Annotated in this window: 12 protein-coding genes; 5 read left to right on the top strand and 7 right to left on the bottom strand. The window is 64.0% G+C overall.

Features of this window, described 5'->3' with window-relative positions; translation table 11 throughout:
• Positions 1-57: 57 nt before the first annotated feature.
• Entirely contained in the window at positions 58-1,215 is a 1,158-nt protein-coding gene (locus RR51_RS19180; protein ID WP_013970828.1) for a hypothetical protein, read from the top strand.
• Between the two features lie 16 nt (positions 1,216-1,231).
• Here the strand turns inward: RR51_RS19180 and rimI are convergent, their stop codons facing one another.
• The gene (gene rimI / locus RR51_RS19175) at positions 1,232-1,687 is read right to left on the bottom strand and encodes a ribosomal protein S18-alanine N-acetyltransferase (protein WP_013970827.1); all 456 of its coding nucleotides are present in this window, start codon (positions 1,685-1,687) and stop codon (positions 1,232-1,234) included.
• The gene (locus RR51_RS19170; protein ID WP_024086238.1) at positions 1,684-2,469 is read right to left on the bottom strand and encodes a hypothetical protein; all 786 of its coding nucleotides are present in this window, start codon (positions 2,467-2,469) and stop codon (positions 1,684-1,686) included. The genes rimI and RR51_RS19170 overlap by 4 nt, the downstream gene beginning before the upstream one ends.
• A 285-nt stretch (positions 2,470-2,754) precedes the next feature.
• Here RR51_RS19170 and mksB point away from each other — a divergent pair, with 285 nt between their 5' ends.
• From mksB to mksF, 3 genes are read left to right on the top strand one after another with little or no spacing between them, the layout of a single operon-like run.
• A complete protein-coding gene (gene mksB, locus RR51_RS19165; protein ID WP_024086237.1) occupies positions 2,755-4,044 on the top strand; it encodes an Mks condensin complex protein MksB in 1,290 nt (429 codons plus the stop codon).
• Positions 4,034-4,741: an Mks condensin complex protein MksE gene (gene mksE / locus RR51_RS19160; RefSeq protein WP_013970824.1), complete on the top strand. Its 708-nt coding sequence runs from the start codon at positions 4,034-4,036 to the stop codon at positions 4,739-4,741. The genes mksB and mksE overlap by 11 nt, the downstream gene beginning before the upstream one ends.
• On the top strand, positions 4,738-7,572 hold the full coding sequence (gene mksF / locus RR51_RS19155) for an Mks condensin complex protein MksF (RefSeq protein WP_015268901.1): 2,835 nt from the start codon (positions 4,738-4,740) through the stop codon (positions 7,570-7,572). The genes mksE and mksF overlap by 4 nt, the downstream gene beginning before the upstream one ends.
• Before the next feature lie 139 nt (positions 7,573-7,711).
• Here the strand turns inward: mksF and RR51_RS19150 are convergent, their stop codons facing one another.
• The 5 genes from RR51_RS19150 to rplU form a co-directional block, all read right to left on the bottom strand.
• Complete coding sequence (locus tag RR51_RS19150) at positions 7,712-8,173, bottom strand: CreA family protein (RefSeq protein WP_003256322.1); 462 nt, start codon at positions 8,171-8,173, stop codon at positions 7,712-7,714.
• Positions 8,170-9,288 carry a glutamate 5-kinase gene (gene proB / locus RR51_RS19145; protein ID WP_015268899.1) on the bottom strand — a complete coding sequence of 373 codons (1,119 nt, stop codon included), beginning with the start codon at positions 9,286-9,288 and terminating at the stop codon, positions 8,170-8,172. Before proB ends, RR51_RS19150 begins: the two co-directional genes overlap by 4 nt.
• Positions 9,289-9,373: 85 nt before the next feature.
• Positions 9,374-10,600, bottom strand: coding sequence for an Obg family GTPase CgtA (gene cgtA, locus RR51_RS19140; RefSeq protein WP_013970821.1), 1,227 nt, complete (start codon positions 10,598-10,600; stop codon positions 9,374-9,376).
• A gap of 189 nt (positions 10,601-10,789) precedes the next feature.
• Positions 10,790-11,047 (bottom strand): 50S ribosomal protein L27, encoded by a 258-nt coding sequence (gene rpmA / locus RR51_RS19135; protein WP_003247464.1) that lies wholly within the window; start codon positions 11,045-11,047, stop codon positions 10,790-10,792.
• Between the two features lie 38 nt (positions 11,048-11,085).
• Positions 11,086-11,400, bottom strand: coding sequence for a 50S ribosomal protein L21 (gene rplU, locus RR51_RS19130; protein ID WP_003247466.1), 315 nt, complete (start codon positions 11,398-11,400; stop codon positions 11,086-11,088).
• Between the two features lie 244 nt (positions 11,401-11,644).
• On the opposite strand from rplU, the gene RR51_RS19125 reads away from it, so the two are divergent.
• Positions 11,645-12,613, top strand: a complete 969-nt coding sequence (locus tag RR51_RS19125) for a polyprenyl synthetase family protein (protein ID WP_003256318.1) — start codon at positions 11,645-11,647, stop codon at positions 12,611-12,613.
• The last annotated feature ends 132 nt before the right edge of the window (positions 12,614-12,745 follow it).

The raw sequence follows: 12,745 nt of genomic DNA, 5'->3' as shown, positions 1-12,745 counted from the left end.
CTTGCCACAGTATGTACCACGCTGCCGAATACGGTTGCGCCCAACAAGGAGTTAAGCATGCACAAGATGGCATTACCGAGCCTTGCCGCACTGGCCTTCAGCGGCCTTGCAGCCGCCGATGCGCGAATCGACCTGGGCGACGCCCAGCGCGTCACCCGCCTTTTCGCCTTCCCCAACAACTGTCACGTGATCTGTTATCGCGACTGGACCCTGGAGCAAACCGTAGAACACTATCTGACACAGAGCGTACGCCGCGACGGCCATGCCGCGGCCCAGGTGCATGTAAGCCGCGACAACGATCGCCTGCACGCAACCATCAGTGGCGTACCCGCCAACTATGCAAAACCCCTGCGCAAGCTGCTCGACAGTGGTGAACTGGCCTATCAGGCGGCCACCCGGCTGAACGAGGACGGCAAATGGTCCTACGACTGGTATCTGTTCCTGCCGCTGGGCATGGCCCTGCAGAACCGCCGCAGCATCGAACTGCTGCACTTCCCGCCGGACTACTCGCTAACCCAGGCCCAGGACTACCTGCGCTCCAACACCACCGACCGCTGGGCCGAGCTGTTGACATTCAATGGCGTCGACGCCAGCCAGACCCCGGCCTACCAGACCATCATCGATATCGCTCCCATCGCCGCACCCGCCAGCGCGGGTGAAACGCTGAAGGAAACCTACAGCTACTTCAAGGACTACCAGGTGCGCATGGTCAGCGAGATGACCCTGCAAAACCCCGCCAGGCCTCTGCCGATGGTGGCATTCGGCGCGCCGGTACGCAGCTGGATCCAGCAGCAGTACGGGCCGCAGGTGAATGTGCTGGGCCTGGTCAGCATCAGCCCGCAGGCAGGTGCCAAGGTACCGGTACTGGGTGCCAACCACCCTAGTGCCATCTGGTATGCGGCAAACAAGGATAGCCACGGCGGCGACCAGGATGCAGCTGATGCTGCCGGCTTGAAAATGATGGGGCAGGACCTGACGGCGGCCTGCTGGCAGGCAGGGATGGGGCGCAATCAACGGGCCGATGCCAAGCTGACGCTGGATGCCTGCTCGACCAAGTGGCAGGTTACACAGAAGAAACAGACCTGCGAGCTGTTCTTCCGCACCATTCGCAAGTACACGCCGGAGCAGGCGGCGGCAAAATGCAATACCGGCAGCGTGACCAGAAGCCTGCGCGACCTGGCCAAGCCGATGGAGGCTCAGCCACAGGACCTGTGATTGAAGCCCGCGCTGCTCAATCTTCGAGCAGGGTGCAGGCCATCACCAAGGCGTCTTCACGGCCGCCGGCAACCGGGTAATAGTCGCGGCGGCGGCCGATTTCGTTGAAACCAAAGCGTTCGTACAAACGATAGGCCGACTGGTTGCTGGCACGCACTTCCAGGAAGCACTCGCGGCCATTGAGCTGGTAGGCCCGGGCCATCAGATGCTCGAGCAGCCGCAGGCCCAGGCCGCGGCCCTGGTTTTCCGGCTTGACGGTGATGTTGAGCAGGTGGGCCTCGTCGATGATCACGTTGATCACGCCATGGCCCACCTGCTGCTGGCCGTCGAACATCAGCCAGACTTCATACGATTTGAGCGCATCCTGAAAGATCCCTCGAGTCCAGGGATGACTGAACGCGGCATATTCGATCTTAAGTACGGCATCCAGATCCGCCTCGGTCATCCGGCGGAAGCTGATCGAGTCACTCATTCAACGCTCTTCCAGCGCGCCATCAGCTGGCGCATGGCTTTCCAGACGTCCGCCTTGCGCTGCGGCTCGTCCATCAACAGTTCAAGGCCCGGCAAGGCCCAGGCTTCGCCCAGGCCCTCGAGCTTCAGGGTTTGGTAATAGGCTTCGCCGTCGACATTGGCGGCAAAGCGCAGCGCCGGCAGGCCGACCAGCCACAGGCAGGTGCACGGGGCGTCCTCCAGGCGCGCCTGGACAAAGCCCTGGACAAAATCGCGCGCCGCCTCCGGGCCCTGGTCCATGTTGCCGCGCACCAGCAGCGGCCAGCGCACCGGCTCGCCGATGATCTGCGGTGCGTCGGGCAGGCCGGCGGCGCGCAGCATGTCCTTGAGCAGCAAGTACGACGGGTCGCGGCTCTGGAACGGCTGGCCGGTGGCCAACTCCACCAGCAGCAGGCAGCTGCCGGCTCGCAGCAGCTGCAGCGAGAAGCGCGGGGGTGGCACCATGGCCGGGCGCGGTGGCGTGGCTTGCTCCTCGGCCTCGACTGGCTTGGCGGCCGGCTTGGGCGCACTGCCCGGGCGCGGAATCTCGATTTTCGGCCGCTCGCCGGAGCGGGCCTGTGGGGTGACTGGCGCCTCGTTGGCAGCCGGTGCCGGCCTGACGTCGAAGTCGAGGTCCTCGACCGGCGCCACCGGCAGCAGCAGCTCGGGCCGCGACGGTGCGGCGAACGGCAGTTCGGCGCGCGGCAGCCAGTGCACCACTTGCATGGCGGAAAGGTAGGCGCGGCGACGGGGTTCGGTGAGCAAGGGGCGGGGTTCCGAGGGGTGGAGACAAAGGGCCATTCTAACGCCGTTGGCATTCGAGTGCCGCAACTGGTCGGCGGATTTTTATTGCCTGTACCGGCCCTTTCGCGGGTGAACCCGCTCCCACCGGTACTGCGCAAGGCCCTGTGGGAGCGGGTTCACCCGCGAAAGGGCCAGTGAATCCCGCACAACGACAAAGGTTATCTCTCAATACAGACCAAGGGGTGAAAACCTACCCCCCGGATGCAGTACAATCGCCCCCTTTTTCTTGGCAACGAGTCGAAGCCAATGATCGAACCCAAGCGCGTCCTGCGCGCCCTAGCCGAACACTGGGCCCTGATCGAGCCGCTGTGCGAGCGTTTCGACCAGGGCACCCTGAGCCTGGTCGAATTGCGTCAGCATGTGGCCCGCCAGCAGGTCGAGAGCACCCCGCAGGACATCACCCAGCTGCTCGACGTGTGGATCCGCCTGGATATCCTGGTCCCGGTGGCCAAGAGCCCGAACCGTTTCGAGCTCAACGCGCAGATCCACGACTTCCTCGCCTACCTGCGCCGCGAACACCGGCTGGGCCTGTGCCTGGAGATCGAAGCCTACCTGCGCCACCTGGAGCGCCTGGCCGGGCATATCCAGGACGCCTTCGACAACCGCGACAGCGACGACCTGGCGCGCCAGCTGCGCCTGCTCGACATGCGCGTGCGCGATGTACTGAAGAAGCTCGACAACGACGAACAGGCACTGGTGGCCGTGGCCGAGCGGGCCAAGACCAGCAACCGCCAGATCCCGCTGCGCCAGCGCTATGCCGAAGTACTGGCGACCTGGGACGAGTATGTCGAGCCGATGATCCAGCTGGTCAACGCCGACGGCGCCTTCGAACAGGGCGTGCGCAAGGTCGAGACCGTGCTGCTGAAGCTGCTGGGTGAACAGGCGCGCCTGGGCCACCTGGTCGACGACGACATGCTGCTGCGCACCCATGCGCGCATCCTGGAAATGCAGACCAGCGCCCAGCTGACCCTGCGCCACGCCCGTGAATTGCTGCTGCCGCTGCGTGAAGAAGCCCGCCGGCACAACGCCGTGACCCGTGGCGCCGCACTGGCCCTGTCGGTGATCCGGCGCAAGGGCATCGACGCCGTACCGCAAGCGGCCATGCCGATGTTCACCCGCCCGCAAAGCACCTTCCTCGGCAGCGCCAGCCAGGTCGAGGCCTATGTCTACGCCCTGGCCCGCTTCGAGCCCAAGCCGGCACGCTTCCCCAAGGCCCACAAGACCCAGTCCGGCGCCCTGCCCCGTGCACCGCGCACGGTCAAGGAAATGGCCGAACGCTGCGAACAGGCCCTGCCGCTGCCCGACCTGATGGTCTGGCTGCTGGAGCAGGAACCCGAAGGCGCCACCGACGAGCTGCTGTACTGGTTCTCGCGCCTGTCGCGGGAAAAGCGCTTCAAGCGCGAACGCCTCGACCGCCGCGAGTACATCACCCAGGAACACCTGGTCAGCCTGCGCTCGTTCGCCCTGACCTCCAGCCGCGAAGACGCCGCCAGCGCGCCTACCGAATCCAACGCGAGCCCAGCCCATGCATCTTGATCTTTCCGAACTGTCCCAGCTCGCGCCGATCTTCCGCGAGCTGTTCAAAGGCTTCCACGTCAGCCGCCGCGACCCCGAGCTGTACGCCCAGCTGTCGAACTTCCAGGACCAGTACCGCACCCTGTTCAAGGCCCTGGGCTTCGAACTGGTGTGCGACACCCGTGGCTTCTACTACTTCGTGCCGGACATGACCGCCGCGCAGGTCAACAAGACCGCGCAGCGCCTGTCGCTGTTCACCTTCATCCTGGTCGAACACCTGGCCGACCAGGGCCGCGACCCGATGGCCGTGCTCGATGGCGGCAGCATCGGCCGTGACGAACTGCCCTCGCTGCTGGACAAGTACCGCGACCTGTTCCTGCAGGCCGAAGTGCAGACCGTGGACGAGCTGGAAGAAAAAATCCTGCGCCGCATGACCCAGCTCGGCTTCGCCTTCGAGGAAGGCGGCATCTACCGCTTCCTGCCGCCGATGCATCGCTTCCTCGACGTGTGCCTGGCCGTGCAGCAGGACCGCGACCTGGCGGCCACCCTGCACAGCGACCTGCCGCTGCCGACCCCGGTACTGGTCGAGGAAGAAAGCCCCGAAGAACTCAACCGCACCGACGACCCGCTCGACCTCAGCCCCTTCGAGGGCGAGGAAAGCGAAGAGGAAGCCCTGGCCCGGGCCATCCGCGAAGAGCAACAGGAGATTGACGCATGAGCCAGGAACGCTACGGCATCCGCCGCTTCGCACTGCTCAACACCGCCGGCTACAGCCTTGGCCTGTTCCCGCTGGAGCACCCACTGTCGGTATACGGTGCCAACAACCTGGGTAAATCGGCGTCGATCAACGCCCTGCAGTTCCCGATCCTGGCGCGCATGTCGGACATGAGCTTCGGCAAGTACAGCCTCGAGCAGTCGCGCCGCTTCTACTTCGCCAGCGACACCTCGTACATTCTCTGCGAACTGAGCCTGCCCCACGGCCCGCACGTCATCGGCGTTGTCGGCCGCGGCCCGGGCGGCGGTTTCGGTCACCAGTTCTTTGCCTACAAGGGCGAACTGGACCTGGCTCACTACCAGAAGAACGACACCTGCCTGCGCCAGAAAGAGCTGTTCACCAACCTCGAGCGCCTGGGGATCAAGGCCTACGAGCTGAAGCCGGACGAACTGCGTCGTCTGCTGGTCGGTGGCCACACCTCGGTGCCGCTGGACCTGACCATGATCCCGCTGCGCTCGACCAGCGAGCAAAGCCTGAAAACCTTCCGCGCGCTGTTCATCAACCTGCTGCACATGCGCGAAATCACCGCCGCCAAACTCAAGCAGCTGTTCCTCGACGCTTTCGAGCACAGCCTGCGCTCCGGTAGCGTCGACTACATCGCCGCATGCGAGGAAGCCTTCCGCGACGTGCGCCGCATGGAACAGGACTACAACGCCCTGGTCGCCGCCGGCCCGCTGGTCGAGGCCCTGGCCGGTGGCGTGGCCCAGCGCGACATCCTGCGCGGCAAGCTGCACCGCATTTCGCCAGTGCTCGACACCCTGCTGGGCACCTGGCAGGAATACGCCATGGCGCGCAAGGAAGAGCTGGTGATCCAGGCCGAGCACTACCGTGGCGAGCAGGACCGCCTGCAGAACGACCAGCGCGGTGGCACTCAGGAGCTGATGCGCCTGGAGCGTGAAATCACCGGTATCCAGCGCTGGCTGGGCGAGCTGTCGGTGCTCAAGCACCGCTTCGCCCTGGTCGATGACGTCAAGGTGCTGGAGCAGCAACTGCTGGCGGCCAAGGACGCCCACGACGAACTGGCCGGCGCCCTGGCCCAGTCGCGGCAGTTCAGCGCCGAAGACCTGGACGAACGCGTCCGCGACCTGGAAAAGCGCCTGAAGCAGGTCAAGCAACAGCTCGACCACGCCGACAACAACAGCTACGCCCGCCTGCGCGAAGAGTTCTCGCAGCAGGACGTCGACCGCCTGATGCGCCTGTTCAATGGCGCGCTGTTCAGCCTGCCGCTGGGTGACCGCGGTATCGAACTGGACGACAGCGACCTGTGGGTAAAATCGCTGGAAGCGGTGCTCGACGGCTTCAAGGGCGAACGCTTCGAAGCCCCGGGCCTGTCCATCGACCTGTCGCACATCGACCCACCGGCACTGCAGGCCCTGGCCGACCGTGCCGCCCTGCGTGACCAGAAAGAGCGCCTGGAAAAAGAGCTGAAGCAGCTCAAGACCCAGCAAGCCGTGGCCGCCGACCGCTCCGCCTCCAAGGCGCAGACCGAAGCCCTTTACCAGGAAGTACTGGACGCGCAGAAAGCGCTGGAAGACTTCCGCCGCAGCGAAACCCTGGCCGCGGAAGAGCCCGAGAAGCTGGAACAGCTGTCGCAGCTCGAAGCCGCCCAGGACGAACTCAAACGCTCCAGCGACGCCTTCACTGAACGTGTCCAGCAGCTGTCGGCCAAGCTGCAGCTGGTCGGCCGGCAGATCGGCGACCTCGAGGCCAAGCAGCGCACCCTGGAAGACGCCCTGCGCCGTCGCCAGCTGCTGCCGGCCGACCTGCCCTACGGCACGCCATACATGGAAGCCATCGACGACTCGATGGACAACCTGCTGCCACTGCTCAACGACTACCAGGACAGCTGGCAGAGCCTGCAGCGGGTGGACAACCAGATCGAGGCGCTGTACGCCCAGGTGCGCCTGAAAGGCGTGGCCAAGTTCGACAGCGAAGACGACATGGAACGCCGCCTGCAGCTGCTGGTGAATGCCTACGCGCACCGCACCGACGAAGCCCTGACCTTGGCCAAGGCCCGCCGCGCCGCGGTCACCGACATCGCCCGGACCCTGCGCAACATCCGCAGCGACTACGACAGCCTCGAGCACCAGCTGGCCCTGTTCAACCGCGAGATCAACAAGCGCCAGGTATCCAACCTGGAGAGCTTCCGCGTGGTGCTGGCGCCGAACAAGGAAGCGCTCAAGCACATCGACCAGATCATCCACAGCGCCGGTCAGTACGAAGAAGGCGAAACCCTGTCGGTATTCGACCTGACCCAGAGCGCCGAGCAGGACAACAAGAACGAAGAGGCCAAGGAATACCTGGCACGGCTGGTGGCGGCCAACCACAACCAGCTGGGCCTGAAGGACCTGTTCGAGCTGGCGTTCGAGATCACCAAGGTCAACGGCCAGCCGGTGATCCATGCCGACATCGACGGCGCGGCATCCAACGGCACCACCATGACCATCAAGGCGCTGACCAACATGTACCTGTTGCTGCACCTGATGGACCGCGACCTGGCCGGGCGTATCCGCCTGCCGTACTACCTGGACGAAGCGGCGGACATCGACGAACGCAACCAGGCTGCACTGCTGGAGACCAGCCTGCAGCTCGGCTTCGTGCCGATCCTGGCGAGCGTGAAGCCGCAGGTGTCGGCGCGCGTGGCGATCGACCTGGAAGGTGGCAGTGGGCCGAATGGCATCTACATCGACGAGGCGGACTGGAAGTTCATCAGCCGTCGGGATGAGGTGAAGGCGGTTGTGCGTGAGGATCATCAGGCCGAAGAGTTGGCCTGATATCGGAGTAGTGGGGCCGCTTTGCGGCCCTTTCGCAGCACAAGGCTGCTCCTACAAGGTATGCATACGCCGATCAATGTAGGAGCAGCCTTGTGCTGCGAATGGAGGCCAAAGGCCTCCCCAAAAATCTACCAAGCTATCAATGAGCCCAAGGCAGAATCGGAATCGCGGTCACCGCATTCTGCGGGCTGCCTTCGATCATGCGGTCGCTGTACACCAAGTACACCAGCGTATTGCGCTTCTTGTCGAGGAAGCGCACCACCTGCATGGTCTTGAACACCAGCGAGGTGCGTTCCTTGAACACTTCCTCGCCATCCTTCAGCTCACCCTTGAAGTTGATCGGCCCGACCTGGCGACAGGCAATCGATGCCTCCGCCCGGTCCTCCGCCAGCCCCAGCCCACCCTTCACGCCGCCGGTCTTGGCCCGCGACAGGTAGCAGGTCACGCCCTCGACCTTGGGGTCGTCGAACGCCTCGACCACAATGCGGTCATTCGGCCCGAGGAACTTGAACACGGTGGACACCTGGCCGATTTCCTCGGCCCCGGCCAGCATTGGCAGCACCAATGCCGCCACGCCGATTACCCGCTTCAGCACGCTCATACCAGCACCAGGTTGTCGCGGTGCACCAACTCCGGTTCTGCGCTGTAGCCCAGCAGGCTTTCGATGGCATCGGATGGCTGGCCGATGATCTTCTGCGCCTCAAGGGCGCTGTAGTTGGCCAGCCCACGGGCTACTTCCAGGCCGTCCGGGCCGACGCACACCACCATCTCGCCACGACGGAAGCTGCCCTGCACGGTCTTCACGCCAACCGGCAGCAGGCTCTTGTTGGCCTGGCGCAGCGCCTGCACGGCACCGGCATCCAGCACCAGGGTGCCACGGGTCTGCAGGTGGCCGGCCAGCCACTGCTTGCGCGCGGCAAGCATGCCGCGCTCGGGCGACAGCAAGGTACCCAGGCGTTCGCCAGCCTTGAGGCGATCCAGCACGCGCTCGATGCGGCCACCGATGATGATGGTGTGGGCACCGGAACGGGCAGCCAGGCGCGCGGCGCGCAGCTTGGTCTGCATGCCGCCACGACCCAGCGCGCCACCGGTACCGCCGGCCACGGCATCCAGTGCCGGGTCGTCGGCGCGAGCCTCGTAGATCAGCTGGGCTTCGGGGTTGTTGCGCGGGTCGGCGTCGAACATGCCATCGCGGTCGGTGAGGATCACCAGCAGGTCAGCCTCGACCAGGTTGGCCACCAGCGCCGCCAGGGTGTCGTTGTCGCCGAAGCGGATCTCGTCGGTGACCACGGTATCGTTTTCGTTGATCACCGGCACCACGCCCAGGTCGACCAGCGTGCGCAGCGTGCTGCGGGCGTTCAGGTAGCGCTTGCGGTCGGACAGGTCGTCATGAGTCAGCAGGATTTGCGCGGTGTGCTTGCCGTGCTCGCCGAAGCTCGACTCCCAGGCCTGCACCAGGCGCATCTGGCCGATCGAGGCAGCCGCCTGCAGCTCGTTCATCGCACTCGGTCGCGACGTCCAGCCCAGCTGGCTCATGCCGGCAGCCACGGCCCCGGAGGAGACCAGTACCAACTCCACGCCTGCCTCACGCAGCGCGACCATCTGCTCGACCCAAACGGCCATGGCACCGCGATCGAGGCCTTTGCCATCGGCGGTCAGCAGAGCACTGCCAATCTTCACGACCCAGCGCTTGGCGCCCGTCACCTTGCTTCGCATCTTCTTCCAACCTATGTCGAATCTGTAGATACCGTGGATACAAAAACGCCGCTCCAAAGAGCGGCGTTTAGTGTACTGCAACCGGTCAGTCGCGCACGTAAATGATTTCCGGGCCGTCTTCGTCGTCCTCGAAATCATCGTCCCAACCGTCATCGTCGCCGATGTCGTGCACGCTCTTGACACCAGTACGGCGCAGGGTACGGGCGTCGTCCAGGGCCTGCAGCTGGGCACGGGCTTCGTCTTCGATGCGCTGGTCGAGGTCGGCCAGCTCTTCGGCGTAGGCCGGGTCGTTGGCCAGGCGGTCGGCGCGGTCTTCGAGGTAGCGCATCAGGTCGTGGCTGAGCTTTTCGGTGCCCTGCTTGGAGATGGCCGAAATCACGTAGACCGGGCCCTCCCACTGCAGGCGCTCGACCACTTCCTTGACCCGCTCGTCGCGCTCGTCATCCATGACCATGTCGGCCTTGTTCAGCACCAGCCAGCGCTCACGCTCGGCCAGCGACGGGCTGAAGCGGGTCAGCTCGTTGACGATGACTTCGGCGGCATCGGCCGGGCTGCTTCCATCCAGCGGCGCCATGTCCACCAGGTGCAGCAGTACGCGGGTACGCGCCAGGTGCTTGAGGAAGCGGATACCCAGGCCGGCGCCCTCGGAAGCACCTTCGATCAGGCCGGGAATGTCGGCGATGACGAAGCTCTTCCAGCGGTCGACGCTGACCACACCCAGGTTCGGCACCAGGGTGGTGAACGGGTAGTCGGCCACTTTCGGCTTGGCGGCCGAAACCGAGCGAATGAAGGTGCTCTTGCCGGCATTTGGCAGGCCCAGCAGGCCGACGTCAGCCAGCACTTTCATTTCCATCTTCAGGTCACGCTGGTCGCCTGGCTTGCCCGGGGTGGTCTGGCGCGGTGCACGGTTGGTGCTGGACTTGAAGCGGGTGTTGCCCAGGCCGTGCCAGCCGCCTTGGGCGACCATCAGTTTCTGGCCCGGGGTGACCAGGTCACCGATCACTTCCTGGGTGGAGGCGTCGATCACGGTAGTGCCGACCGGCACGCGCAGGTACAGGTCGTCGCCTTTCTTGCCGGTGCAGTCGGTGCTGCCGCCGTTGGCGCCACGCTGGGCCTCGTGGTGACGGGTGTAGCGATAGTCGACCAGGGTGTTGAGGTTTTCGTCGGCGATCATGTACACCGAACCACCGTCGCCACCGTCACCACCGTTGGGGCCACCGTTCTCGATGAATTTCTCGCGACGGAAGCTCATGCAACCGTTGCCACCGTCACCGGCCTTGACCCGAATGGATACTTCGTCAACAAACTTCATTCAAAACCGCCTCTCGCCTGCTGGCGAGTTGAATACCTGAAAAACCTGAGGCTCTTGCAAAAATGAGCGCGGCGGCCCCGTACGACCGTAGAAACCCACGCCGGCAGCCCATACAAACAGCTTTGCAAGAGGCTCACCACAAACGAAAAAGCCCCGTCGCATGACGGGGCTTCTGGAGCGACGTCGCGATTAAGCGGCGACGATGCTCACGTAACGGCGCATGAACTCGCCTTTTTTCTCGAACTTGATCACGCCTTCGATCTTGGCGAACAAGGTGTGATCCTTGCCCATGCCAACACCGTAGCCAGCGTGGAATTCGGTGCCGCGCTGACGGACGATGATGTTGCCTGGCTTGATAACCTGGCCGCCATACATCTTCACGCCAAGGCGTTTCGATTCTGAGTCGCGACCGTTACGAGTACTACCACCAGCCTTCTTGTGAGCCATGGTTCAATTCTCCAAATAAATTCAGGGGATCTAGGGGATTAAGCCTGGATACCGGTGATTTTGATCTCGGTGAACCACTGGCGGTGGCCCATACGCTTCATGTGGTGCTTACGACGACGGAACTTGATGATGCGAACCTTGTCGTGGCGGCCTTGCGAAACGACTTCGGCCACTACTTTAGCGCCAGCAACAACTGGAGCACCGATGGTGACTTCTTCACCGTTGGCGACCAGCAGGACGCGATCGAAGGTCACGGATTCGCCAGTGGCGACTTCCAGTTTTTCGATCTTGAGGAATTCACCTTCAGCGACTTTGTACTGCTTGCCGCCGGTAACGATTACTGCGTAAGACATGGTATTTCTCCGATAATCCTGCTCACCCAGCGCTTTATATGATGAGTATTGGCTGGCATGGCTGCACAGGGCTGGAACGGCCCGGCGCAATTGCGTAAGGCAGGTGCTGCCCAGGAAGTTAGGGTGCGCGATTGTACGCAACCGCGGTTTTGCTTGCAAGTGCCGCCCCCGGGGCGCTGGCACCGCGCCTTGACACACCGGGACCCGCGACCTAGCATGCCGCGCAACCTCACTGGAGCAGCCGATGCAACCCCAATCCTTCTACCGCGCGGTGGCTGATGATTTCAGCGCCGTCGACGAGATCATCAAGAAGCAGCTGACCTCGCGCGTGCCGCTGGTATCGAAGATCGGCGACTATATCACGTCCGCCGGTGGCAAGCGCCTGCGCCCCCTGCTGGTGCTGCTGTGTGGCAAGGCCCTGGGCCGCGAAGGCGACGACCTGCGCCTGCTGGCTGCCACCATCGAATTCCTGCACACCGCTACCCTGCTGCACGACGACGTGGTCGACATGTCCGGCATGCGCCGTGGCCGCTCCACCGCCAATGCCCTGTGGGGCAACGCGCCGAGCGTGCTGGTGGGCGACTTCCTCTATTCGCGCTCGTTCGAGATGATGGTCGAACTGGGCTCGATGCCGGTCATGCAGATCCTGTCCAAGGCCACCCGCGTGATTGCCGAAGGTGAAGTGCTGCAGCTGTCGCGGGTACGCGACGCCAGCACCACCGAGGAAGTCTACATGGAGGTCATCCGCGGCAAGACCGCGATGCTGTTCGAGGCTTCGACCCACAGCGCCGCCGCGCTGGCGGAAGCCACCGACGAACAGCGCGAGGCCCTGCGTACCTTCGGTGACCACCTGGGCGTCGCGTTCCAGCTGGTCGACGACCTGCTGGACTACAAGGGCGACTCGCAGACCCTGGGCAAGAACGTCGGTGACGACCTGGCCGAAGGCAAGCCTACCCTGCCGCTGATCTACACCATGCGCGAAGGCACCGCCGAACAGGCTGCGCTGGTGCGCCAGGCGATCCAGAAGGGTGGCCTGGAAGACCTGGAGCAGATTCGCGTGGCAGTCGAGGAGTCGGGTGCTCTGAAGTACACGGCGGAGCTGGCGCGTGACTATGTGAAGCGTGCCATCCAGTGCCTGGAAGTGCTGCCGGCCAGCGAATATCGTGATGCGCTAGTCGAGTTGAGCGAGTTTGCTGTCGCGCGTACTCACTGATAGACCGAGTCGTCTTCATTCGCGGGCAAGCCCGCTCCTACAGGATTGCGTCGCCTGTATGAGCTGGCTTGCCCGCGATGCTTTTGTCCGGACATAATCACTTCTGAAAAAATACCTTATACAATTCGGGTT

This window comes from Pseudomonas sp. C5pp (genome assembly GCF_000814065.1).
GTDB lineage: Bacteria > Pseudomonadota > Gammaproteobacteria > Pseudomonadales > Pseudomonadaceae > Aquipseudomonas > Aquipseudomonas asiatica.
This window is presented reverse-complemented; position numbering and strand designations above follow the sequence as displayed.